The sequence below is a fragment of the Stenotrophomonas sp. 62841_Sma genome, assembly GCF_056482945.1.
Window position 1 is genome coordinate 182,390 of record NZ_CM151224.1, and the last position, 22,132, is coordinate 204,521.

Genomic DNA, 22,132 nt, shown 5'->3' on the forward strand with positions numbered 1-22,132 from the left:
CTCTTCCCTCAATTCAAGTTACCGTCGTCATGCCGTTGACCGATACCGCTATCCGTAAGACCAAGCCTTCCGCCACCGTCCAGAAGCTCCGTGACGGTGGTGGCCTGTATCTACTTTTGCGCCCTGACGGTGCCAGGTGGTGGCGCTGGGACTACCGTCGTCCAGCGACTGGGAAGCGCAATACGCTTTCGTTAGGCACCTATCCCGATGTAAGCCTGGCGACCGCCCGCGAACGTCACGCAGCAGCACGCAAGTTGCTAGCCGATGGCATCGATCCTGGTGAGCATCGCAAGGCGCAAAAGAGGGCAATCGTTGAGAGCAGTGCCAGCACGTTTGAGGCTGTTGCAGCGGAGTACTTTTCCATGCGAGCTGGGAAGCTCTCTGCTGATTGGATCAAAAATGAGCGACGCCTCGTTGAAAGAAACTTGAACCCTTACGTTGGCAGCTGCCCTGTAAGTTCAATATCTGCACGGGAGCTGCTGGATGCACTGCGAAGGATCGAATCGCGCGGCGCGGTTAAATCTGCGCACCTCGCTAGGGGGGTAGCTGGCAGGGTGTTCCGCTACGCCATCGCTACTGGCCGTGCGGATCGCAATCCGGCAGATGACCTAAGAGGTGCGCTTGCTTCCTCGGACGTGCAGCACTTTCCCAGTATTACCGACCCATCGCTGATCACCGGTCTGCTGCGTGCAACGTACGGCTATCACGGCTCGCCTGTGGTCCAGGCTGCACTACGGTTGGCCCCTTTGGTATTTGTACGTCCTGGCGAATTACGCCATGCCCTGTGGGATGACATTGATCTTGATGCAGGTCAGTGGCGCTTCACCGCCAGCAAGACAGGTCAACCGCACATCGTTCCGTTGGCAGTGCAGGCTGTTGCCATTTTGCGGGAGCTGCACCCTTTGACCTGTCGGGCTAAGTACGTCTTCCCTTGCATGATTGGCAAGGGAAGACCAATGAGTGAGAACGCGGTCAATGGCGCACTGCGTCGGCTGGGCTATGAATCTGGTTCCATGACCGGCCATGGCTTCCGCGCGATGGCGCGTACTGTGCTGGATGAGGTGCTGGGTTTCCGTCCGGACTACATCGAGCACCAGCTCGCACATGCCGTGCGTGATCCAAACGGACGGGCATACAACCGTACGGCTCACCTGGTCGAGCGGGCAAAAATGATGCAGGCCTGGGCGGACTATTTGGACGGTCTGAGGACCTCCCTCTGACCCCCTTTTTCTGCTTTTTCATTTCTGACTTACTGTTTTTGCTGGTTACAGTGGTAACACTGGTTACAGCCTCCTAAAACGTCATAAATATCAATCGGTTGCGCGCCAGCGCGGCGCGCACCACTTCCTGGTTACAGCTGGTTACGCTGGTTACAACGCCGGGCAGGCGGACCGCATAGGACGGATACGGATAGATGCTGCGGCCCCGCCGAACTGGCGTGCCGCAGCCCATTTCCAGCCAGTCGCATGAACCTTGGCATGCGCCAGGGCGTCTCCATACCGACCCGTGGAGGCGACAGTGGTTCCTCCTAAGCACGGTGTCGTGCAGCTATCCACCTGGTTGCGCGCCGCCGCTGGATGCGGCCTTCGGTCTCGTCTGGGACGCGCCGCCACCCTATCCAAGGCAAACGCCGCGAATGCTTGCGCGGCTGCGCGCATCGACCTGCCGTGCGCGTCGTTCGGCCTTGGTTGGAGCGCTCTGCATTGCCGAAAGCGCAAGGGCGTGGGTCCGCTCGCGTCCATCGGCGTCCCATGCGGGATTTGTAAGCCGGTCTCTTACACGGCGCGCCGCGTGAGTTCGGTGGCGGCGGTCTCTAGCCTCTAACCAAGCCCACAACACACGGCGGCGGTTGACCCAAGGTCAGCGCCGCCACCTCTCACATGCTTGGTTCCCCCTCCCCTCTGGCGACCGCACCTGGTCAGCCTGCCGATCATTCTCGGCCTGAAATCGCACGCGGTGAGCGCTTTCTGCGCAAGCCCGACGTGCTCAGCCGTACCGGCATTTCCCGCTCGCACCTGTACTGGCTGATGAAGCGTGGCCGGTTCCCCGCATCGATCCCCCTTTCCCCGCGCGTGACCGTCTGGCTGGAGTCGGACGTGGACGCGTGGATTGCCACCCACATTCCCGACACCCATCAGCGAGTGCAGCCATGAAAGACGCCATCGTCCTGACCATCTCCAACCAGAAATTCTGCCTCAGCCCGGCAGAGGCTAAGTTCCTGGCCGAGCATCTGCGCACGGCTGTGGCACAGCCGAACCTGGCGCTGAATTTCTCCCAGAGCCGGACCCAGCAAGGCGGGCGCATCGCACTGTCGCGCAGTGTCGCCGGTAGCCGTTCCACCACCGACTGCTGAGGCGCTGCGATGACCAGTTCTAGAGCCTTCATGCGCTGCCCGCATTGCGATACGCCCGCCATCGTTCGTACCAGCGTGCTGCATTCCAAGCTGCTGCGTGAATCCGTGCTCCAGTGCCGCAATGCGCTGTGCGGCCACACGTTCTCCGCCTACACCGAGATCGTGCGTACGCATGTGCCAAGCGCCTGCCCGCGCGCCGAGATTTGCCTGCCGCTCAGCGATTCCGCAGAACGCCGCGCGCTCAGTGAGAACGCCACTGAAGCACCGCGCGCCAAGCGCAGTACACGTCGATGATGTGCCTGTTGACAACGCACGCCCCGCAGGTGCAGCATTGCCCCGTCGCCGCACAATCGGCGACCGGGTTTAGCAGCCCGAAGCAAAGGCGCACCAGCGCCCATCGACCGATGCACGGCGCTTTTTTATTGCTCGCTGTGTCGTCGCGGGCGATTGCTTGCCAGTTCTACGGCGGGCGGTGCGCGGAGATCGAAAGGTCTGCCGGTTCCTTTGGCCGGTCTGCTAACCGCGTACCGTCCGTCACCTCGTTTAGCAGCGCGGTGGCGGAATCCAACATTCCAAAGGATTCCCGCCATGTCTCACGACACCCTGGTCGCGCCGTCGCGCTTTGCTACCCGTATTGCTCATCACCTCGGCGAAATCGCCGACACCCTCGATTGGAATCATTCCCTCTGGCTGGCGCTGACTGCGCGCTTGGAGGCCATCGGCAAAGTGCCCGAGGCGTTGACGCTGGGCGAGGTGCAGCACGCCATTGCCGCCACCGTCCAGGAGGCCGCGCGATGAACGTCTCTGCCCTGAATGCCGCCGTCGCCAACGACGATGCCGCCACGCATGACCTGTTCAGTGCCGCGCGCCAGTTGCAGCGTATCCACACGATGCCGATGGCTGCGCTGTCGCAGCTGGTAGCCGCCTTGGAGTGCCGCCACGGTGCACTGGAAGCACTCTCCGTAGGTCAGCTGTTGGCCATGGTCCGTGATGCGGAGGTGGCTGCATGAACGTCGATACCGTGAGTGTGTCCGGCGTGCCGGGCGTGGCCAATGGCGTACTCAGCGCCACCATCACCGATGCCTGGTTCGATGCCGAGCGCACCTCCCATATTGTCGAGGTGGCCCGCCGCATCGAGCGGCTGCACAACAAGGCCTCGCGCCGTCTGGCCATCCTCAGTGGCGAATTGGATGAGGCGCTGGCAGGCCATCCGTTGGAGGACCGCCTGCGTGAGCGCCTGCTGTGGCCGCTGGAGCGCGATTGCCTGGAGCTGGCCACCGTTGCTGCGCGGGTGCGCGTGCGCCTGTCGTTGTTCGCCCCGGCGCAGTCGCAGGAACAGTTCGATCAAGGCATGGCCTTGCAGCTGGCGGACCTGCAAGCCGAGCAGGCCGCTGCCGAGCCGCTGCAAGCGCCTGCGCCCAGCGCTGCGCCCATGCCCTATGGCTACTGGATCAGTGAGGACAGCTTCAATCGCGTGGAGCGTGCGCGCTCGGCGGCCCTGCTGCTGGCCAGCGTTGATGAGCGCATGGCCGTTCCATTTGACGCCGTGGCGTTCAGCGCCGCCTACGTGCATGAGGATCTGGCCGCTGTGGTGGCCAACGCCCGGCACAGCAGCCAGCTGGAGGCCGACCATGACGCGGCCTGAGGGATTCATTACGGCACTGCGTGCGGCAGGTCTATGCGTGGGTACGGGCGATGCTGTACTGGCCGATGGTCGTCTGTGCCGCGTCCGCGCCGACGGTGATGGCAACGGCCAGCGCAGCGGCTGGTATGTGCTGCACGCAGGCCCGCCGCAGGCCGGTGCCTACGGCAACTGGAGGACCGGGCTCAATGAGTCCTGGTGCGAGGGTGGCAGCGAGGCGCTGAGCGAGGCTGACCGGGCGATGCTGCGCGAGGCCGTGGTGCGTGCACAGCGCCAGCAGCAGGCCGAGCGCGCCCAGCGTCAGGCCGTGGCCCGGCAGCAGGCGCGGGAGCGCTGGCAGCGCGCCAGCCCAGCCTCAGCCGATCATCCGTACCTGGTGGCCAAGGGCGTGGGCGTGCACGGCCTGCGGCAGCTGGACGGCGTGCTGCTGGTGCCCTTGCGTGATGCGCAGGGGCGACTGTGGAGCCTGCAAACCATCGCCGCCGATGGCAGCAAGCGCTTCCTGGCCGGTGGCCGTAAGCGCGGGCTGTACTACGCCGTAGGCCGTACCGTCAGCGACGTGGTGTGCATCGCCGAAGGCTATGCCACCGCCGCCAGCATCCATGAGGCCACCGGCCACCCCACCGCCGTGGCCTTCGATGCCGGGAACCTGGAGCCGGTGGCCTGCGCTCTGCGCGCCAAGTTCCCCTCGGCAGTGATCGTGGTATGCGCCGATGACGATGCGGCCACCGCCGCCCGGCTGGGCATCAATCCGGGCGTGGCCAACGCCCAACGCGCCGCCGATGCCGTCGGTGGAGTGGTGGCCATGCCGCCGCGGCCACGCCCTAAGGCTACCTCCTGATGATCCCCCTCTTCCATACGAAGGCGCAGCGCGCCGACGTGGCACTGGAGCCCCGTGCATGAGCAACGTTACATCTGTCGATTTCAATGATGCCGCCAAGGATGCCGGTACCGGTGCCGTGCGTGGCTCGATTCAGCGCGCCGTGCGCAAGGGTGCAAAGGGCAAGACCAAGGGTGGCAAGAATGCCTCCGGCAATGACAATGGCGGCGCTGCACGAGCGCACTACCAGCTCAACGAGACCGGCGTGTACTACGTCGGCGTCACCGAGGACGGTGAGCCCGCCGAGCCGGTGTTTGTCTGCTCGCCGTTGAAGGTCGAGGCCAAGACCCGCAACAGCCAGAGCGAGGAATGGGGGCGGTTGCTGACCTGGACCGATGCCGATGGCCATCCCCACCAGTGGGCGGCACCTGCCGAAATGCTGGTGGGCGATCCGCGCGAGTTCGTGCGCCAGCTGGCCGCCGGTGGCGTGGAAATGTCGGCCCACCGCAACACCATGCAGCGCCTGTTGGCCTACATCATTCAGGAGCGCATCGACACCCGCGCCCGCAACGTGGCCGTACCAGGTTGGCATGAGGGCCGATATGTGCTGCCCAACGGTGAGAGCTACGGCACCGGCGAGGAACGGCTGGTCTACCAGCACAGCGGCGGATTGCAGCACCACTATGCGGCCGTTGGCTCGCTGGAGGACTGGCGGCGCGACGTGGCCCGGCGGTGCCAGGACAATTCGCGCTTGGTGCTGGCGGTGTCGGCGATGTTCGCAGGGCCGCTGCTGCACTTTACCGGCGCTACAGGCGGTGGCTTCCACCTGGTCGGCGGCAGCAGTAGCGGCAAGAGCACGGCGCTGCGCGTGGCCGCCAGCGTGGTGGGCCCCCCGGACTATGCCCGCGAGTGGCGCAGTACGGCCAACGGGTTGGAAGGCGTGGCCGTGCTGCATAACGATGCCACGCTCATTCTGGATGAACTGGCGCAGATCGATCCCAAGCAGGCCGGTGATGCCGCCTACCTGCTGGCCAACGGCAACGGCAAGAGCCGCGCCAACCGGGCCGGTGAGGCCCGTGCAGCAGCACGCTGGCGGGTGCTGATCCTGTCGGCGGGCGAGGTCGGGTTGGCCCAGCACATGGCCGAGGTGGGCAAGCAGGCACGGGCGGGCCAGTCCGTGCGCCTGGCCGACGTACCGGCGGAGGCCGAGGGCGGGCACGGCGTGTTTGAGCGCCTGCACGATGCCAGCGACGGCGCCGCGCTATCCGCCCTGCTTAAGGACGCCGCCGCGCGCACCTACGGCGCACCGTGGCCGCTCTGGATGGGCTACCTGACCCAGCAGGACAGCCCCACGCTGACCGCCCAGCTGCGCGAATCCACCGACCGATTCCTGGCCACCTACGTGCCTGAGGACGCCTCCGGCGAGGTGCGCCGCGTGGCCGAGCGCTTTGCTGTTGTCGCCTTTGCCGGGGAGTTGGCCAGCAGCTGCCGCCACCGCATCACCGGCTGGCCCAAGGGTGAGGCCACACGGGGCGTGGCGGCGTGCTTTCAGGCATGGCTGCATCGCAGAGGCGGTTCCGGCAGTGCCGACACCGACGCGCTGCTTTCGCGCGTGCGTGCGTTCTTCGAGGCCCATGGTGAAAGTCGTCTTGAGCCGTTGCGCTACGGCCAGGAAGCGCCACCGGTCCGCGATCGGGCGGGCTTCCGGCGCTTCGATGAGGTGGGCGTCACCGAGTACATGGTGTTGCAGGAAGCCTTCAACCGCGAACTGTGCGGAGGCTTCGATTCACGCTTGGCCGCCCGAACACTGATGGAGGCCGGTTGGCTCAAGCCCAGTGGCGATGGCCGACCTTCGCAAGTGGTGCGCATACCAGGCTTAGGCACGGTGCGTCTTTTCATCTTTGATCCACGCAGGGTGCACGACAGCGCCCACTGACCCAATCACGTTTCGAGCGCTTACAGGTGCAATGCCGGTGAGCCAGTTAAAGCAATTTCAACGGAGAATCCAAATGAACGAAAATCAGACCATCATCACCGCAACCCCGCAGCAGGCTGCTCCCCTTGAGGATGGGAGCGAGGTAACGGTGCCGGTGTCGGAGCATAGGCAGCGGTTGAATGAATTGGCCCAGCAGTTGGCCAGCGCGGTGCAGCGCAAGCGAGCGTTGGCGGGCAAGGTCGATACCATGCAGCGTGCCAAGCAGGCCGCACAGGGCGATGCCGCCGCTGCCCGTCAGCAGTGGGGTGCCAAGCTGCGCGAGAGCGATGGCACGCTGACCCGCGACATTCAGAAGCTCCGCGCGAATGAGCGCTCGGCGCTCTCGCTGGCTGAGGAATATGAGGCGATGGAAGGTGAGATTGCGGCCGAGCTGCCTCAGCTGGATCTGGAGTTGGCCGAGGTCACGAACCGCTGTCTCAGCACGGCGAACAGCGTCATCAGTGAAGCCGCCAATCAGACCTATGAGCAGTTGCTGAAGCAAGCGGGTGACAGCCTGGCGGTGGCCTTCGCGCTGTTCGCGAAGGCGGATAGATCGGATAGAACCTTCCAGAATGCAGTTTATGACGATGAGTTGGCCAGTCGGTTCTTTGGTCGTCTCGGCATCGCAGTGCGCCATCGCCTGGACGATGCCGCAGTGACGGACCAGGTGACGCAAGTGTTGGCGCTGCCGTCGATGGACCTGAGCGCGGTGGATATGGAGCTGGTGAGTAGCCCCATTCGTCGTTCACAGTTGCGGGCACAGCTCAGTGCTGGGGGCGCGGCGTGATGGATTCCCCTGCCGATGCTGCTATCGGTGAGGTCGTGCCCGCGCCCAGCGCGGGCGCTGCCGGGGCGGTCACGGCCTTTTCCTTTGGTGATCCAACCCCCGTTCTGGACTCGCGCGGGTTGTTCGACTACCTGGAGTGCTGGCGCAACGGTCGCTACTACGAGCCGCCGATCACCCTCAGTGGTCTGTCGCGCACCACGCGCTCCAATCCGTTCCTGCACAGCGGCCTGATCTTCAAGCGCAACATGCTGGTGCGCACCTTTGTGCCGCATCGACTGCTGGACCGTACCGCGTTCTCGCAGTTGGCGCTGGATTACCTGGTGTTCGGCATGGCCTACCTGGGGCGGCAAATCTCGCACTCCGGGCGGCTGTTGCAGCTGCACCCGCTGATGGCGCAGTACACGCGCCGTGGCGTGGATCCCGGTGTGTTCTTCCAGGTGCGAGCTGGCAGGGCCGAACACGAGTTTTCCCCCGGTTCGGTGCACCAGCTCCGTGAGGCCGATACCGATCAGGAGATCTACGGCATGCCGGAGTGGCTGGCCGTCGTGCAGTCGGCGTTGCTCAATGAATCGGCGACGTTGTTCCGCCGCAGGTACTACACCAACGGCTCGCACGCCGGGTTCATCCTCTACATGACCGACCCGCAGCCGGAGGGTATGGACGTGGACGCGTTGCGCGAGGCGCTGCGAGACTCGCGTGGTCCGGGCAACTTCCGCAACCTGTTCGTGCACTCGCCCAATGGCAAGAAGGATGGCTTGCAGCTGATCCCGATCAGCGAAGTGGCCGCCAAGGATGAATTCACCGGTATCAAGCGCGTGACCCGCGATGACATTCTGGCGGCGCTGCGCATACCGCCGCAGCTGCTCGGCATCGTGCCTCAGAATGCGGGCGGATTCGGCTCGATTCGGGATGCCGCCACCGTGTGGGCGTCGATGGAACTAGCACCCCTGCAATCACGGATGGCCATGGTCAACGAATGGATCGGCGAGGAGGTTATTACCTTCGCCCCGTTTGACCTGGCGCCCCTAGCAACCTGACGCCTTGTCGCTACGCCGGAGCCGGCCGCAGATGTGCGGCCTGCTCCGGCCCGCGCTACCCAATAGGCCGCCCACGGGCGGCCTATTTTGCTTCATGCCGCGCAGATGGCGGGCTCTACCGCGTTCTTTCGCCGCTTGCCGCCCTGTTGTTTCGGCGGCACCAGGTCAACATGGATTCGATAGCCCAAGGCGGTAGCAGCACGGCTGAGCGTATCGAGCGTGAGCCCGGTGTCGGCCTCATCCAGCACGCGATCCAACTGCGAACGGCTGGTGTTCATGCGCTTGGCCAAGTCAGACTTGCTGACCTTGGCCACCTTCATGGCCTCAGCAACCTGCCAGGCGATCACGCGCTTGACGGCGACAGATGCCGACTCTTCCAGCAGCCCTTCCGACTCAAGGAAGTCGTCAAAGCTTGATCCGATGTGCTTGTTCTTGCTCATTTGATCACCTCATCTCTACGCTTCTTCGCCAGTGCCAGGTCGGTCTTGGGCGTGGTCGGTGACTTCTTCACGAACCCGTGCAGCAGCACCATGTCCTGCTTGACGGTGGTGAACATGACGCGGGCAATTCCTTCGGGAATCGAACTACGCACCTCCCACAGCCGGTCATCCATCTTTCGCACCAGTGGCATGCCCATGGGCCAACCCAGCTGGACCGTCTTAATGTCGCCACCGATGGCCTTGCGCGCCTCGGCGGAGACCTCCTTCATGAGCCAGACCCGCACAGGCTCATCGGCCGAGGCGGATCGGTAGAACCGGACGTCCAAGACTGTCTTCATGCGTCCAGTATACGCCGGAGCCGTCCTGCCGCGTACTTATTTATGTACATCCGTTCAGGGGGCGCCGCTTGGATCGGTCGTGCCTGGAGCGTCCCTCTCCGCGCCCGCCAGCAAGGTGTGCGCCTGGCGGCATGCCGTGCTGGCGTCGTTGGCGGGTGCGGCGATGGCCCGTCACGTATATCTGGCCAGCGCGCCGATACGGGGAAGAAGGGACTCTCCTGGTTCAGCGGCTGGAGGCCAATCGATCATGCGCTCCACGACGGCATGCGGTGTAACCACTGTAACCAGCTGTAACCAGGAACTGGCGCGCGCTGCACGTTCGTGCAACCAATTGATATTTATAATTTTTTAGGTGCCTGTAACCAGTGTTACCACTGTAACCAGTAAAAACAGTCAGTCAGAAATTACATTCGGGAGATAGCAGGCGATAAGAAGGCGCGGATATGGGTAAAAGCCTTGGGAGACAAGGGAATCGGGTGAGGGATGGGGCCATGGTGCCTGCGCAGGGCGTGTAACCAAAAAAGCGTTACAGACCCTCATTTCATAGCCTTCCTGAAACACTGTAAGTAGTGGATGTTTTCTTCTTGGACACTGTTGGACGCCTTGTTTTCACCCCTCCCTGGTCACTGCAAATCTGGCCTCCATCTGGCCGCTCAGTGCCCCGCCAGAAACCCCCTTTGGTGCAGGGATTCGCAGGTACTGGCGTGGCCTCCCTGTGCCCCCGACAGCCATGCTGGGCCTGTTCTTGCCCTGTGTGCAGGTAGTGCAGAAAAAGCACCCTATGAAGTGCGCAGGCGTGGCGGGGAGACGAGTGCGCACGCCGGGGTGCGCACTGCGGCGGGCCTCCTGTAGGCCCGTATGCCCGATTCACTGTCAGCCGCCACCAGTGGCCGCTCATTGGCTACGCGCACTGCTGCGCCATCCCACGTCCTGGCGTCATGCGGTAGCACGCTGCTGCGCGTGCTGAGAGCCGGTGCACGCGCAGCAGCATTCCGTTACGCCCCTAGTGCCCGCCGCTCAGGCCAAGCTTTGCGCTGATGGCGGTAATTGTGGCGGTAACTTCCAAATCAACTCTTGGCGAAATCTATATGTAGCAATGGCTAGCCGGTTGTTGTGTGGAGTCCGGCACACAGCTCGAACGCGCGCTGCATGGCCTGCTGCTGCGCCTGTTCCGGCGTGGCCGGTGCCGCAGGCGGGCGCTGGCAGGCCGTGGCCGCCAGGGTCAAAGCAATGGTGATGAGCAGGCGGAAAGCACGCATGGGCGGGCAGGATAGCGACGCAGCGGGGCAGGTGGGCTGCGACACGCGGTCGCAGCCCGGAGCAATCACATGCCCGAATAGTTCGGGCCGCCACCGCCCTGCGGGGTCACCCAGACGATGTTCTGGGTCGGGTCCTTGATGTCGCAGGTCTTGCAGTGCACGCAGTTCTGCGCGTTGATCTGCAGGCGCGCGTTATCGGCTTCACCGACGAACTCGTACACACCCGCCGGGCAGTAGCGGGCTTCCGGGCCGGCGTACTCGGCCAGGTTCACCTTCACCGGAATGCTGGGGTCCTTCAGCGTCAGGTGGCTGGGCTGGTTCTCGTCGTGGTTGGTGCTGCTGAGGAACACCGAGCTGAGACGGTCGAAGGTCAGCACGCCATCCGGCTTCGGGTAGGCGATGCGGGTGTGCTTGGCCGCCGGCTCCAGGCAGACGTGATCCGGCTGCGTGCGGTGCAGGGTCCACGGCGGATTGCGCACGCCCAGCTTCGGCAGCAGCCACTGCTCCACGCCGGTCATCAGCGTGGCCACGGTCTGGCCCTTCTTGAACCACTGCTTGAAGTTCTTGGCCTGCTGCAGTTCGGTGAACAGCCAGCTGGCTTCGAACGCCTTCGGGTAGGCGCTCAGTTCATCGTGCTGGCGGTCGGCGGCCAGCGCGTCGAACGCGGCATCGGCGCACAGCATGCCGGTCTTGATCGCGGCATGGCTGCCCTTGATGCGGCTGGCGTTGAGGTAGCCGGCCTCGCAGCCGACCAGCGCGCCACCGGGGAACACGGTCTTGGGCAGCGACAGCAGGCCACCGGCGGTGATCGCACGCGCGCCGTAACCGATGCGCGTGCCACCCTCCAGGTGCTTGCGGATGGACGGATGGGTCTTGAAGCGCTGGAATTCCTCGAACGGGCTCAGCCACGGGTTCCTGTAGTCCAGGCCGACCACGTAGCCGATGGCGACCTTGCCACCGTCGGCGTGGTACAGGAACGCACCACCGTAGGTGTCGCTGTCCAGCGGCCAGCCGGCGGCGTGCACCACCAGGCCCGGCTCATGCTTGGCCGGGTCGATCTGCCACAGTTCCTTGATGCCGATGCCGTAGGCCTGCGGGTCCTTGCCTTCGTCCAGCTTGTAGCGCGCGATCAGCTGGCGGCCGAGGTGGCCGCGTGCGCCTTCGGCGAAGATCGTGTACTTGGCCTGCAGCGCCATGCCCCGTTCGAAGGCCGGGCCGATGCTGCCGTCCTTCTCGATGCCCATGTCGCCGGTGGCCACGCCGATCACTTCACCGTTGTCGCCGTACAGCACCTCGGCTGCGGCGAAGCCGGGGAAGATCGCCACTTCCAGCGCTTCGGCCTGCTGCGCCAGCCAGCGGGTCACTTCACCCAGGCTGATGATGTAGTTGCCTTCGTTGTGGAAGCACTCCGGCAGCAGCGCATTGGGCGTGCTGCGTGCGCCGGTTTCGCTGAGGAACAGGAATTCGTCGCGGGTGACCTTCTGCTTCAGCGGTGCGCCGCGCTCGGCCCAGTCCGGGAACAGTTCGGTCAGTGCGCGCGGATCCATCACGGCGCCGGACAGGACGTGCGCGCCCGGTTCGGAGCCCTTCTCCAGCACGCACACCGACAGTTCGCGGCCGGCTTCGATCGCGCGCTGGCGCAGGCGGATCGCGGTGGCCAGGCCGGCGGGGCCGGCGCCGACGATCACCACGTCGAACTCCATTACTTCACGCGGGGGCAGGGCGTTGGCTTCAGCGCTCATCGATTGCATGACTCGTGGGTAGGGCCGGCATCGGGGCCACCGGCGGTGCCTGGGAATCGCGCGTGCAGCCACGAGCGAAACGGTTGTTTGAATGTGTCAGGGTACCGGGCCGCGCGTGATCGAGCTAGATCGACGATGTTCACGTCATGATTGCTGCGGTGCAGCGTAGGGCACGTGGCCGGGTAGGTGCCAACCTTGGTTGGCACATTGTTTCACCGCCCGGACCCGTTTCCGTGTGGACCAAGGTCCACACCTACCAGACGCGATGCTTGCGGATGACCGACAATGGCCGGGTCCTGACTGCGCGTGAGTGCCATGGCTTTGCATCCGTACGATCTGTTCGATGTCCGTTCCCTGCTCAACGAGGAAGAGCGCGCGGTGCAGGAGAGCGTCGCCCGCTTCACCAACGAGCGCGTGCTGCCGATCATCGGCGATGCCTTCGACCAGGCCCGCTTCCCTTCGGAGCTGGTGCCGGAGATCGCCGCGCTGGGCCTGCTCGGTGCCACCCTGCCGGCCGAATACGGCGGCGGCGACCTCGGTGCGGTCAGCTATGGCCTGATCTGCCAGGAGCTGGAGCGCGGCGATTCGGGCCTGCGCAGCTTCGTCTCGGTGCAGAGCTCGCTGTGCATGTACCCGATCTATGCCTACGGCAGCGAGGAGCAACGCCAGCAGTGGTTGCCGGCGATGGCGCGCGGTGAGCTGATCGGCTGCTTCGGCCTGACCGAGGCACACGGCGGTTCCGATCCGGCCAGCATGAAGACCCGCGCGGTGCGCGACGGCAGCGACTGGCGCATCAGCGGCAGCAAGATGTGGATCACCAGCGGCCCGGTGGCCGATCTGGCCATCGTCTGGGCGCAGACCGAGGACGGCATCCAGGGCTTCGTGCTGGAAAAGGGCATGGCCGGCTTCACCACGCAGGAGATCAAGCACAAGATGAGCCTGCGCGCATCGCTGACCGGCGCGCTGTTCTTCGACGACGTGCGCGTGCCCGACAGCCACCGCCTGCCGAACGTGAAGGGCCTCAAGGGACCGCTGGGTTGCCTGACCCAGGCCCGCTACGGCATCAGCTGGGGCCCGATCGGCGCTGCCATTGCCTGCCTGGATGAGGCGCTGGGCTATGCCAAGGAACGCGTGCTGTTCGGTCGCCCGCTGGCCGCCACGCAGAGCGCGCAGATCAAACTGGCCGAAATGGCCCGCCGCATCACCACCGCGCAGCTGCTGGCGCTGCAGCTGGGCCGCCTGAAGGAAGCCGGCCAACTGCAGCCGCAGCAGGTCAGCCTGGCCAAGTGGAACAACTGCCGCATGGCCATCGACATCGCCCGCGAGTGTCGCGATCTGCTGGGCGGCGCCGGCATCACCACCGAGCATGTAGCGATCCGGCATGCGCTGAACCTGGAATCGGTGATCACCTATGAAGGCACCGAGACCGTGCACCAGCTGGTGATCGGCCGCGAACTGACCGGCATCAGCGCGTTCTGAGCGGTGCGGGGAACACCATCCACGCATGGCGTGGATCTGCTGCACATGGCACCTGCCACGGCCACCTGGGATGTGCTTTGGTAGGTGCCAACCCTGGTTGGCACATTCCTTCAGCGCACGACCGGGCATCGGTGCGGACCAAGGTCCGCACCCTCCAGAAGCGATCCACAGCCATCAGAGGTTCTCGGCGGCGGCCTGGACCTGCCTTTGGTAGGTGCCAACCTTGGTTGGCACATTCCTTCAGCGCGCGACCGGGCATCAGTGCGGACCAGGGTCCGCACCCACCAGAAGCGATCCACAGCCATCAGAGGTTCTCGGCGGCGGCCTGGACCTGCCTTTGGTAGGTGCCAACCTTGGTTGGCACATTCCTTCAGCGCGCGACCGGGCATCGGTGCGGACCAAGGTCCGCACCCACCAGAAGCGATCCACAGCCATCAGAGGTTCTCGGCGCCTGCCTGGACCTGCCTTTGGTAGGTGCCAACCTTGGTTGGCACATTCCTTCAGCGCGCGACCGGGCATCGGTGCGGACCAAGGTCCGCACCCACCAGAAGCGATCCACAGCCATCAGAGGTTCTCGGCGGCGGCCTGGACCTGCCTTTGGTAGGTGCCAACCTTGGTTGGCACATTCCTTCAGCGCGCGACCAGGCATCGGTGCGGACCAGGGTCCGCACCCACCAGAAGTGGGTCCGCACCCACCTGAGGCGGTTTACGCGCCGCCAGCAAACCCGTGCTGCCGCCACGCTTCGTACATCACCACCGCAACGGTGTTGGAAAGATTGAGGCTGCGGTTGTCCGGCCGCATCGGCAGGCGCAGGCGGCGGCCATCGGGCAATGCATCGAGCACGTCCTGCGGCAGGCCGCGGCTTTCCGGGCCGAACAGGAAGGCATCGCCATCTTCAAAGGCCACGCTGTCGTAGCGCACGCTGGCCCGGGTACTCAGTGCGAACAACCGCTTCGGTGCGATCCGCGCCAGCGCGGTGTCCAGGTCGGGGTGCACCTGCAGGCGCGAGTATTCGTGGTAGTCCAGGCCGGCGCGCTTGAGCTGCTTGTCTTCCAGTGCGAAGCCGAGCGGCTCGACCAGGTGCAGCTGCGCGCCGGTGTTGGCGCAGAGCCGGATCACATTGCCCGTGTTGGGCGGGATTTCCGGTTGGAACAGGATCACATGGAACTGGGGCGCGGCATTCATCGGCGCAGTGTACCTGCGACGACCGCCGCCTTTACGGCGCACGCCCTGCGCTGGGCAGGGCGGCACCGCTTACGGGCGCAGCAGGACCTGGGCGGTTTCGGTGGCCAGGGCCTGCAGGTCGGCGGCGCTCGGGCGCACCTGCAGGGCCGGCAGGTTGACGATGACCGAGTTGGCGACGTTGGTGGCGGCGGCAGCCAGGGTGGCGGCGTAGCGCTGGGCTTCCATTTCGGCGGCCAGGGCGACGCGCTGTTCCAGGCTCGGGCGCACTTCCACCGAGGCCAGGGTGGTGATCGGCATCGCGGCAGCAACCGGGGCGGCAACGTAGCCGTTGCGCTCGGCCAGCTGGTCGGCGCTCGGGCGCACTTCCACGGTGGCCAGGGTCGGGATGCCGCTGGCCTGTTCCCAGGCCTGCTGGGCCAGCTGGTCGGCGGCCGGGCGGACCTGCACGGTGGCCAGGGTCTGGATGGATTCGGAGGCCTGCACCGACGAAACAACCGCGGTGCCGGCGATCAGGGCGATGGCGATGGCAATGGTCTTGGCGTTCATGACGGGGCCTGTTTAGTGTTGGTGATCAGTGGTGTGGTAGTAAGGTAGTACACCAATTCTGGGCTTGCAAGGAAAATTTTCGGTTTCCTGCATTTGTTCAGTCTTCAGTCAGCTTTCATCTGAAGCCCTTCCTGGCGCAGGAAGTACCAAGCAATCCCCGTGCCAACTTTTAGTTGTTGATTTGCAAGAGTTTTTGTTTGGTCGAGAAGTGTCCGGTAGGCGGACACCTGTCCATTCGATGTGCTGCGGACACTGTCCGGACGGTCCTGGCGGGCGCTTGTGACCGGTCAGGCAGCGCAGATCGGCGCTGCGGATGGGGCACAGGGGCAAACACCCCCAGTGACTGCTGGCCGATTCCTGCCGCTGCGTGCGCAGGCTAGGATCGGGGTTCACCTATGTGACCAAGGATCCGGATATGTCTCTCGCCCTTCGCCCGCGCGCTGCACTGCTGGCCGTCGCCCTCAGCACCGCCCTGGGCACGCTTGTGCCTTCCCATGCGCTGGCGGCCAAGCCGGCAGCACCGGCCAAGGTCGATATCCCGTATGAGCAGTTCACCCTGCCCAACGGCCTGCGCGTGATCGTGCATACCGATCGCAAGGCGCCGATCGTCGCCGTCAACGTCTGGTACCACGTGGGCAGCAAGGACGAACCGGCCGGCCGTACCGGCTTCGCGCACCTGTTCGAACACCTGATGTTCCAGGGCAGCGAAAACCACGACGGCGAATTCTTCGAACCGTTCAAGCAGGTCGGTGCCACCAACCAGAACGGCACCACCAATACCGACCGCACCAACTACTTCGAGAACGTGCCCACCACCGCGCTGGACATGGCGCTGTGGATGGAGTCGGACCGCATGGGCCATCTGGTCGGTGCGATCGACCAGGCGGCGCTGGACGAGCAGCGTGGCGTGGTGCAGAACGAGAAGCGCCAGGGCGAGAACCAGCCCTACGGTCAGGCCTGGGACCAGCTCAACAAGGCGCTGTACCCGGTAGGCCACCCGTATCACCACGGCGTGATCGGTTCGATGAACGATCTGAACGCGGCGTCGCTGGATGACGTGAAGACCTGGTTCCGCACCTGGTACGGCCCGAACAACGCGGTGCTGGTGCTGGCCGGCGACATCGACCTGGCCACTGCCAAGGAAAAGGTCGGCAAGTACTTCGGCAGCATCCCGGCCGGCCCGACCATGGCGCAGCCGGCAGTGAACGTGGCCAAGCGCAACGCCGACACGCGCGAGACGATGACCGACAAGGTGCCGCAGGCGCGCATCTACCGCGCCTGGAACGTGCCGCAGGTCGGCACCACCGATGTCGATCAGCTGCAGCTGTTCGCGCAGGTCCTGGGCGGTGCCAAGTCCTCGCGCCTGAGCCAGCGCCTGCAGCACCAGGACAAGCTGGTGGACAGCATCGCCTCGGGCCTTTCGACCTCGCAGCTGGGTTCGAACTTCGTGATCATGGCGACGGTCAAGCAGGGCCAGGACCCGGCCAAGGTCGAGAAGATCATCGACGAGGAACTGGACCGCCTGATCAAGCAGGGCCCCACCGCGGCCGAGCTGGAGCGCGCCAAGACCGGTGCCCGCGCCGGCTTCATCCGCGGCATCGAGCGCATCGGCGGCTTCGGTGGCAAGGCCGACGCACTGGCCGAGTGCGCGGTGTTCACCGGCGACCCGGGCTGCTTCCGCACCTCGCTGGCCAACATCGAGAAGGCCAGTGCTGCTGATCTGAGCCGGCTGGGCGCGCAGTGGCTGGACAAGGGCAGCCACACCCTGGTGATCGCACCGGGTGAGCGTGTGGCGCTGAAGGAAGACCCGAGCCAGGCGCCGAAGCCGTTCAACGTTCCCGCGGTGGACCCCAAGTACAGCACCCTGCCGGAGCAGGTCGACCGCAAGGCCGGCGTGCCGCAGACCCGCGAGTTCCCGCAGCTGAAGTTCCCGGCGCTGCAGCGCGCCACGCTGAAGAACGGCACCCAGGTGATCCTGGCCGAACGCCATGAGATTCCGGTGGTGCAGTTCAGCTACCAGTTCCCGGGCGGCTTCAGCGCCGACCAGGGCCGCAAGCCGGGCACCGCCAACTTCACCATGAGCCTGATGACCGAAGGCGCCGGCAAGCTCGGCTCGCTGGCCTTCGCCGATGCTGCCGATGCGCTGGGCGCCAGCCTGGATGCCTCGGCCGGCCTGGACTCGATGAGCGTGGACCTGTCGGCACTGAAGGAAAACCTGGCACCGTCGCTGGCGCTGTACCGCGACCTGCTGCGCGAGCCGCGCTTCGAGCAGGGTGAGATCGACCGGGTCAAGGCGACCTGGATCGCCGGCATCCAGCAGGAGAAGGTCAACCCGGGTGCGGTGGCGATGCGCGTGCTGCCGCCACTGCTGTATGGCAAGGGCCACCCGTATGCCATTCCGTTCACCGGCAGTGGCGATGAGGCGGCGATCAGCGGCCTGACCCGCGAAGATCTGGTTGATTTCCACCACGACTGGCTGCGCCCGCAGAACGGCACCCTGATCGTGGTCGGTGATACCACGCTGGCGGAAATCGTGCCGCTGCTGGACAAGCAGCTGGGCGACTGGAAGGCTGCCGGCGATGCCCCGCAGGTGAAGGCGGCCACCGACGTCGCATTGCCGAAGGGCCCGCGTGTGTTCCTGATCGACCAGCCGGGCGCGGTGCAGGCCAACCTGTTCGCCGGCCAGGTGGTCGCGCCGTCCAGCGCCACCAGCTCGACCCGCTTCGATATTGCCAACGGCGTGATCGGTGGCGACTTCACCTCGCGCCTGAACATGAACCTGCGTGAGGACAAGCACTGGTCGTACGGTGCGCGCAGCAGCGCGATCAATTCGGTGGGCCAGCGCCCGTGGATGGCCAGCGCGCCGGTGCAGATCGACAAGACCGGCCCGGCGATGGCGGAAATGCGCAAGGAAATCGCCGCGTTCGCCGACGGCAGCAAGCCGGCCACCGCCGCCGAGGTCAACCGCATCCGCAACATCCAGACCCTGAGCCTGCCCGGTGCCTATGAGACCGCCAGCGCGGTGGCGTCGACCATCGGTTCGATCGTGCAGTTCAAGCGCCCGGATGACTACGTGCTGCGCCGCAAGGCCGAGATCGAGGCGATGACCCCGGCACAGGTGCAGCAGGCCGCCGCCGAGATCAAGCCGCAGGCGCTGACCTGGGTGGTGGTGGGTGACCTCAAGCAGACCGAAGCGGCCGTGCGCGCGCTGAACCTGGGCGAGGTGACGGTGATCGATGCCGAAGGCAATCCGGTCAAGAAGTAAGGCACTACCCGGCCCGCCATGGGGCGGGCCGGCTCCTCCGGTAGTGCCGGCCGCTGGCCGGCAACCTTGCCGTGGTAGTGCCGGCCGCTGGCCGGCAACCTTGTCGTGGTAGTGCCGGCCGCTGGCCGGCAACTCCGTGACCCGAAGGCGGGGTCAAGGACCCCCTGCGGGGGATCTGACCCCACCCACCCACCGGCTACCCCCGATTCAGGCTGTTCAGGCAGAATCCCCCCATACCCTTCCAGGATCTGCCCATGCGCGTTCTGCTGCTTTCCTCCCTGCTGCTCACCGTCACCGCCTGTACCTGGGTGCCGATCGAACCGGCCGGCAAGGCGACCCGCGTGCTGCCGGCAGGCCCGGTTCCCGCTGGCTGCATCGCCAAGGGCGAGGTGGTGGTCACCGTGAAGAGCAAGGTCGGCTTCTACAACCGCAACCCGCTGCGTGTGCAGGAAGAGCTGGAAACCCTGGCCCGCAACGAGGCCCCGAGCGCCGGTGCCAATGCCGTGCAGGCCGCCGCCGCTCCGGCCGATGGCAGCCAGCGCTTCGCCGCTTTCCAGTGCCCGCCGCGCTGAACGCTTCACCATACGGCCAAGCCTGAATTCGTAAAGATGCGGTGAAGGCCCCGGGGGTTATAGAATAGCGCCCCCTTTTGCCTGAGCCTTGGCGCTAACCTCGATGCTCTTCAAGAATGTCTCGATCGCCGGCCTGGCACACGTTGATGCGCCGCACACGCTGACGACCAAGGAAATCAACGAGCGGCTGCAGCCGACGTTGGATCGCCTCGGTATCCGCACCGACGTGCTCGGCGATATCGCCGGCATCCATGCCCGCCGCCTGTGGGACAACGGCGTGCTTGCGTCCGATGCCGCCACCATGGCCGGCCGCAAGGCGCTGGAAGACGCGGGCATCGATGCAACGCAGGTTGGCCTGCTGGTCAACACCTCGGTCAGCCGCGACTACCTGGAGCCGTCCACGGCCTCCATCGTGTCGGGCAACCTCGGCGTCAGCGACGAGTGCATGACCTTCGACGTCGCCAATGCCTGCCTGGCCTTCATCAACGGCATGGATATCGCGGCGCGCATGATCGAGCGCGGCGACATCGACTACGCGCTGGTGGTGGATGGCGAGACCGCCAACCTGGTGTACGAGAAGACCCTGGAGCGCATGACCGCCCCGGACGTCACCGCCGACGATTTCCGCAACGAGCTGGCCGCCCTGACCACGGGTTCGGGCGCCGCCGCGATGGTGATGGCGCGCTCGGAACTGGTGCCGGATGCGCCGCGCTACAAGGGTGGCGTGACCCGCTCGGCCACCGAGTGGAACCAGCTGTGCCTGGGCAACCTGGACCGCATGGTCACCGATACCCGACTGCTGCTGATCGAAGGCATCAAGCTGGCGCAGAAGACCTTCACCGCCGCCAAGATCGCCTTGGGCTGGGCCGTGGAAGAGCTGGACCAGTTCGTGATCCACCAGGTCAGCCAGCCGCACACTGCTGCGTTCATCAAGAACTTCGGCATCGACCCGAAGAAGGTCATGACCATCTTCGGCGAGCACGGCAACATCGGCCCGGCCTCGGTGCCGATCGTGCTGAGCAAGCTCAAGCAGCTGGGCAAGCTGAAGAAGGGCGATCGCATCGCGCTTCTGGGCATTGGCTCGGGCCTGAACTGCTCGATGGCTGAAGTGGTCTGGTAACAAAGTCACCGCTGACCTGCTGCACGATGGGCAGCGATGATTTTTCCAAGTGTCCAGGGGCCGGTTCTACCGGCCCTTTCTACAGGTGCGATTCGATGTCCCAGCTTCCCGGTTACCCCGCCCACCCGCAGCGCTTCGAGGTCCGCCCCGGCCTGTCGATGAACTATCTCGACGAAGGCCCGCGCGATGGCGAAGTGGTGGTGATGGTGCACGGCAACCCGTCGTGGAGCTATTACTGGCGCACGCTGGTGGCCGGCCTGTCGGACACGTACCGCTGCATCGTGCCGGACCACATCGGCATGGGCCTGTCGGACAAACCCGATGACAGCCGCTACGAGTACACGCTGCAGTCGCGCGTGGACGACCTTGATGCGCTGCTGAAGCACCTGGGCATCACCGGTCCGGTGACCCTGGCCGTGCACGACTGGGGCGGCATGATCGGCTTCGGCTGGGCGCTGTCGCACCACGACCAGGTGAAGCGCCTGGTGGTGCTCAACACCGCCGCGTTCCCGATGCCGGCCGCGAAGACGATGCCGTGGCAGATCGCGCTGGGCCGCCACTGGAAGATCGGCGAGTGGATCATCCGCACCTTCAACGCGTTCTCGTCCGGTGCCTCGTGGCTGGGTGTGGAGCGGAAGATGCCGGCCGATGTGCGCCGCGCCTACGTGTTGCCGTACAACAACTACGCCAACCGCATCAGCACCATCCGTTTCATGCAGGACATCCCGCTGTCGCCGGCCGACAAGGCCTGGTCGCTGCTGGAGCGTGCCGGCAAAGCGCTGCCGTCGTTCGCCGACCGCCCGGCCTTCCTCGGCTGGGGCCTGCGCGACTTCGTGTTCGACCACCACTTCCTGAAGGGCTTCCAGGCCGCGCTACCGCAGGCCCAGGTGCATGCCTTCGAGGATGCCGGGCATTACGTGCTGGAAGACAAGCATGAAGTTCTGGTGCCGGAAATCCGCGCGTTCCTGGACAAGAACCCGATCTGATCGGTTCCCGGGGCGGATCCCGGTAGTGCCGGCCGCTGGCCGGCAACCTCATGAACCCGGCGCGCATAGCGCGCTTGCCGGCCAGCGGCCGGCACTACCACTACGCCGCGATCGGCGCCTGCGGTGACGGGCTGTTGCCGTTGTCGTCCGGGTGGTCGTCGTCGTTGCCCGCTTCGTCGCGCCAGCGCCAGTCGGCCAGGGTCAACGGATCCAGGCCGTAGGCGATGCGCGCTTTGTCGCACTGCGGGCTGGCCTTGCCGTACTCCCACGATGCATCCACCTCACGGCACACGCTGGGCCGGTTGGGGTGGATCGTGCAGCGTGAATACACGCCGATCTGCGCATCCAGCGCCACGCAGCGCACCGGCTTGGAGTGGGTGCCGCGCATGCACAGGCGATGCGGGTCCAGCACCTCGGTCAGCTGGTGCGGTACGCCGCCGGGGGTGACCTCGTCTGATTCCATCCAGTGGAAGGCCACGCGGTATTGGGTGCAGCAGGCGCCGCAGGTCATGCAGGGATGTTGCATGGGCAAGCCGCCTCGGGCGGCAGTCGGAATCAGGAACGAGGGTGCGGATTTTCCACGAA

The 22,132-nt window shown here is 65.3% G+C and carries 22 protein-coding genes and 1 pseudogene; 16 read left to right on the forward strand and 7 right to left on the reverse strand.

Annotated features, from left to right (window positions below; genetic code table 11):
- The first annotated feature begins 29 nt into the window (after window positions 1-29).
- From ACZK5G_RS00785 to ACZK5G_RS00835, 11 genes are all read left to right on the forward strand, one after another.
- Window positions 30-1,220, forward strand: a complete 1,191-nt coding sequence (locus ACZK5G_RS00785) for a tyrosine-type recombinase/integrase (protein ID WP_449156945.1) — start codon at window positions 30-32, stop codon at window positions 1,218-1,220.
- Between the two features lie 660 nt (window positions 1,221-1,880).
- On the forward strand, window positions 1,881-2,153 hold the full coding sequence (locus ACZK5G_RS00790) for a helix-turn-helix transcriptional regulator (RefSeq protein ID WP_449156946.1): 273 nt from the start codon (window positions 1,881-1,883) through the stop codon (window positions 2,151-2,153).
- The gene (locus ACZK5G_RS00795; RefSeq protein ID WP_312456796.1) at window positions 2,150-2,353 is read left to right on the forward strand and encodes a hypothetical protein; all 204 of its coding nucleotides are present in this window, start codon (window positions 2,150-2,152) and stop codon (window positions 2,351-2,353) included. Before ACZK5G_RS00790 ends, ACZK5G_RS00795 begins: the two co-directional genes overlap by 4 nt.
- A 9-nt stretch (window positions 2,354-2,362) precedes the next feature.
- The gene (locus ACZK5G_RS00800; RefSeq protein WP_449156947.1) at window positions 2,363-2,647 is read left to right on the forward strand and encodes an Ogr/Delta-like zinc finger protein; all 285 of its coding nucleotides are present in this window, start codon (window positions 2,363-2,365) and stop codon (window positions 2,645-2,647) included.
- 294 nt (window positions 2,648-2,941) lie between these two features.
- Window positions 2,942-3,151, forward strand: coding sequence for a hypothetical protein (locus ACZK5G_RS00805; RefSeq protein ID WP_049395281.1), 210 nt, complete (start codon window positions 2,942-2,944; stop codon window positions 3,149-3,151).
- Window positions 3,148-3,363, forward strand: coding sequence for a hypothetical protein (locus ACZK5G_RS00810; RefSeq protein WP_049395282.1), 216 nt, complete (start codon window positions 3,148-3,150; stop codon window positions 3,361-3,363). Before ACZK5G_RS00805 ends, ACZK5G_RS00810 begins: the two co-directional genes overlap by 4 nt.
- A complete protein-coding gene (locus ACZK5G_RS00815) occupies window positions 3,360-3,998 on the forward strand; it encodes a hypothetical protein (RefSeq protein WP_478464992.1) in 639 nt (212 codons plus the stop codon). The genes ACZK5G_RS00810 and ACZK5G_RS00815 overlap by 4 nt, the downstream gene beginning before the upstream one ends.
- Window positions 3,985-4,836: a toprim domain-containing protein gene (locus ACZK5G_RS00820; RefSeq protein WP_478464994.1), complete on the forward strand. Its 852-nt coding sequence runs from the start codon at window positions 3,985-3,987 to the stop codon at window positions 4,834-4,836. The genes ACZK5G_RS00815 and ACZK5G_RS00820 overlap by 14 nt, the downstream gene beginning before the upstream one ends.
- A 58-nt stretch (window positions 4,837-4,894) precedes the next feature.
- Window positions 4,895-6,751 carry a DUF927 domain-containing protein gene (locus ACZK5G_RS00825; RefSeq protein WP_478464996.1) on the forward strand — a complete coding sequence of 619 codons (1,857 nt, stop codon included), beginning with the start codon at window positions 4,895-4,897 and terminating at the stop codon, window positions 6,749-6,751.
- Window positions 6,752-6,824: 73 nt separating this feature from the next.
- Window positions 6,825-7,577: a hypothetical protein gene (locus tag ACZK5G_RS00830; RefSeq protein WP_049450320.1), complete on the forward strand. Its 753-nt coding sequence runs from the start codon at window positions 6,825-6,827 to the stop codon at window positions 7,575-7,577.
- Entirely contained in the window at window positions 7,577-8,614 is a 1,038-nt protein-coding gene (locus ACZK5G_RS00835) for a phage portal protein (RefSeq protein WP_049395287.1), read from the forward strand. Before ACZK5G_RS00830 ends, ACZK5G_RS00835 begins: the two co-directional genes overlap by 1 nt.
- Before the next feature lie 92 nt (window positions 8,615-8,706).
- On the opposite strand, the gene ACZK5G_RS00840 is transcribed toward ACZK5G_RS00835, so the two are convergent.
- The 4 genes and pseudogenes from ACZK5G_RS00840 to ACZK5G_RS00855 form a co-directional block, all read right to left on the reverse strand.
- On the reverse strand, window positions 8,707-9,054 hold the full coding sequence (locus tag ACZK5G_RS00840; RefSeq protein WP_049395288.1) for a helix-turn-helix domain-containing protein: 348 nt from the start codon (window positions 9,052-9,054) through the stop codon (window positions 8,707-8,709).
- Window positions 9,051-9,323 carry a type II toxin-antitoxin system RelE/ParE family toxin gene (locus tag ACZK5G_RS00845; RefSeq protein WP_239684336.1) on the reverse strand — a complete coding sequence of 91 codons (273 nt, stop codon included), beginning with the start codon at window positions 9,321-9,323 and terminating at the stop codon, window positions 9,051-9,053. Before ACZK5G_RS00845 ends, ACZK5G_RS00840 begins: the two co-directional genes overlap by 4 nt.
- 1,181 nt (window positions 9,324-10,504) lie before the next feature.
- A pseudogene (locus ACZK5G_RS00850) lies at window positions 10,505-10,651 on the reverse strand (c-type cytochrome); the annotation flags it as partial.
- A 65-nt stretch (window positions 10,652-10,716) separates the two neighbouring features.
- Complete coding sequence (locus tag ACZK5G_RS00855) at window positions 10,717-12,393, reverse strand: electron transfer flavoprotein-ubiquinone oxidoreductase (protein WP_032130141.1); 1,677 nt, start codon at window positions 12,391-12,393, stop codon at window positions 10,717-10,719.
- A 315-nt stretch (window positions 12,394-12,708) separates the two neighbouring features.
- Here ACZK5G_RS00855 and ACZK5G_RS00860 point away from each other — a divergent pair, with 315 nt between their 5' ends.
- Complete coding sequence (locus ACZK5G_RS00860) at window positions 12,709-13,872, forward strand: acyl-CoA dehydrogenase family protein (RefSeq protein ID WP_134951103.1); 1,164 nt, start codon at window positions 12,709-12,711, stop codon at window positions 13,870-13,872.
- 706 nt (window positions 13,873-14,578) lie between these two features.
- Here the strand turns inward: ACZK5G_RS00860 and ACZK5G_RS00865 are convergent.
- Both ACZK5G_RS00865 and ACZK5G_RS00870 read right to left on the reverse strand, forming a co-directional pair.
- Complete coding sequence (locus ACZK5G_RS00865; RefSeq protein ID WP_005407625.1) at window positions 14,579-15,058, reverse strand: tRNA (cytidine(34)-2'-O)-methyltransferase; 480 nt, start codon at window positions 15,056-15,058, stop codon at window positions 14,579-14,581.
- Window positions 15,059-15,127: 69 nt separating this feature from the next.
- The gene (locus ACZK5G_RS00870) at window positions 15,128-15,604 is read right to left on the reverse strand and encodes an XAC0231 family protein (RefSeq protein WP_032130143.1); all 477 of its coding nucleotides are present in this window, start codon (window positions 15,602-15,604) and stop codon (window positions 15,128-15,130) included.
- A 415-nt stretch (window positions 15,605-16,019) separates the two neighbouring features.
- Here ACZK5G_RS00870 and ACZK5G_RS00875 point away from each other — a divergent pair, with 415 nt between their 5' ends.
- The 4 genes from ACZK5G_RS00875 (at window position 16,020) to ACZK5G_RS00890 (ending at window position 21,547) form a co-directional block, all read left to right on the forward strand.
- Window positions 16,020-18,869 (forward strand): M16 family metallopeptidase, encoded by a 2,850-nt coding sequence (locus ACZK5G_RS00875; RefSeq protein WP_032130144.1) that lies wholly within the window; start codon window positions 16,020-16,022, stop codon window positions 18,867-18,869.
- A gap of 254 nt (window positions 18,870-19,123) precedes the next feature.
- Entirely contained in the window at window positions 19,124-19,441 is a 318-nt protein-coding gene (locus tag ACZK5G_RS00880) for a DUF4156 domain-containing protein (RefSeq protein ID WP_005407628.1), read from the forward strand.
- Between the two features lie 103 nt (window positions 19,442-19,544).
- Window positions 19,545-20,561 carry a 3-oxoacyl-ACP synthase III gene (locus ACZK5G_RS00885; RefSeq protein ID WP_014035559.1) on the forward strand — a complete coding sequence of 339 codons (1,017 nt, stop codon included), beginning with the start codon at window positions 19,545-19,547 and terminating at the stop codon, window positions 20,559-20,561.
- Window positions 20,562-20,656: 95 nt separating this feature from the next.
- Window positions 20,657-21,547: an alpha/beta fold hydrolase gene (locus tag ACZK5G_RS00890; RefSeq protein ID WP_478465000.1), complete on the forward strand. Its 891-nt coding sequence runs from the start codon at window positions 20,657-20,659 to the stop codon at window positions 21,545-21,547.
- 100 nt (window positions 21,548-21,647) lie between these two features.
- On the opposite strand, the gene ACZK5G_RS00895 is transcribed toward ACZK5G_RS00890, so the two are convergent.
- On the reverse strand, window positions 21,648-22,073 hold the full coding sequence (locus ACZK5G_RS00895) for a YkgJ family cysteine cluster protein (protein ID WP_004135417.1): 426 nt from the start codon (window positions 22,071-22,073) through the stop codon (window positions 21,648-21,650).
- Window positions 22,074-22,132: the final 59 nt, after the last annotated feature.

Excerpts from the sequence above, each read along its gene's own strand:
- ACZK5G_RS00880 (WP_005407628.1), top strand. The coding sequence starts at position 19,124 with ATGCGCGTTCTGCTGCTTTCCTCCCTGCTGCTCACCGTCACCGCCTGT.
- ACZK5G_RS00805 (WP_049395281.1), top strand. The coding sequence starts at position 2,942 with ATGTCTCACGACACCCTGGTCGCGCCGTCGCGCTTTGCTACCCGTATT.
- ACZK5G_RS00870 (WP_032130143.1), bottom strand. The coding sequence starts at position 15,604 with ATGAACGCCAAGACCATTGCCATCGCCATCGCCCTGATCGCCGGCACC.
- ACZK5G_RS00800 (WP_449156947.1), top strand. The coding sequence starts at position 2,363 with ATGACCAGTTCTAGAGCCTTCATGCGCTGCCCGCATTGCGATACGCCC.
- ACZK5G_RS00785 (WP_449156945.1), top strand. The coding sequence starts at position 30 with ATGCCGTTGACCGATACCGCTATCCGTAAGACCAAGCCTTCCGCCACC.
- ACZK5G_RS00845 (WP_239684336.1), bottom strand. The coding sequence starts at position 9,323 with ATGAAGGAGGTCTCCGCCGAGGCGCGCAAGGCCATCGGTGGCGACATT.
- ACZK5G_RS00810 (WP_049395282.1), top strand. The coding sequence starts at position 3,148 with ATGAACGTCTCTGCCCTGAATGCCGCCGTCGCCAACGACGATGCCGCC.
- ACZK5G_RS00885 (WP_014035559.1), top strand. The coding sequence starts at position 19,545 with ATGCTCTTCAAGAATGTCTCGATCGCCGGCCTGGCACACGTTGATGCG.
- ACZK5G_RS00860 (WP_134951103.1), top strand. The coding sequence starts at position 12,709 with ATGGCTTTGCATCCGTACGATCTGTTCGATGTCCGTTCCCTGCTCAAC.
- ACZK5G_RS00795 (WP_312456796.1), top strand. The coding sequence starts at position 2,150 with ATGAAAGACGCCATCGTCCTGACCATCTCCAACCAGAAATTCTGCCTC.
- ACZK5G_RS00875 (WP_032130144.1), top strand. The coding sequence starts at position 16,020 with ATGTCTCTCGCCCTTCGCCCGCGCGCTGCACTGCTGGCCGTCGCCCTC.
- ACZK5G_RS00815 (WP_478464992.1), top strand. The coding sequence starts at position 3,360 with ATGAACGTCGATACCGTGAGTGTGTCCGGCGTGCCGGGCGTGGCCAAT.
- ACZK5G_RS00830 (WP_049450320.1), top strand. The coding sequence starts at position 6,825 with ATGAACGAAAATCAGACCATCATCACCGCAACCCCGCAGCAGGCTGCT.
- ACZK5G_RS00895 (WP_004135417.1), bottom strand. The coding sequence starts at position 22,073 with ATGCAACATCCCTGCATGACCTGCGGCGCCTGCTGCACCCAATACCGC.
- ACZK5G_RS00855 (WP_032130141.1), bottom strand. The coding sequence starts at position 12,393 with ATGAGCGCTGAAGCCAACGCCCTGCCCCCGCGTGAAGTAATGGAGTTC.
- ACZK5G_RS00865 (WP_005407625.1), bottom strand. The coding sequence starts at position 15,058 with ATGAATGCCGCGCCCCAGTTCCATGTGATCCTGTTCCAACCGGAAATC.
- ACZK5G_RS00825 (WP_478464996.1), top strand. The coding sequence starts at position 4,895 with ATGAGCAACGTTACATCTGTCGATTTCAATGATGCCGCCAAGGATGCC.
- ACZK5G_RS00840 (WP_049395288.1), bottom strand. The coding sequence starts at position 9,054 with ATGAGCAAGAACAAGCACATCGGATCAAGCTTTGACGACTTCCTTGAG.
- ACZK5G_RS00790 (WP_449156946.1), top strand. The coding sequence starts at position 1,881 with ATGCTTGGTTCCCCCTCCCCTCTGGCGACCGCACCTGGTCAGCCTGCC.
- ACZK5G_RS00890 (WP_478465000.1), top strand. The coding sequence starts at position 20,657 with ATGTCCCAGCTTCCCGGTTACCCCGCCCACCCGCAGCGCTTCGAGGTC.
- ACZK5G_RS00835 (WP_049395287.1), top strand. The coding sequence starts at position 7,577 with ATGGATTCCCCTGCCGATGCTGCTATCGGTGAGGTCGTGCCCGCGCCC.
- ACZK5G_RS00820 (WP_478464994.1), top strand. The coding sequence starts at position 3,985 with ATGACGCGGCCTGAGGGATTCATTACGGCACTGCGTGCGGCAGGTCTA.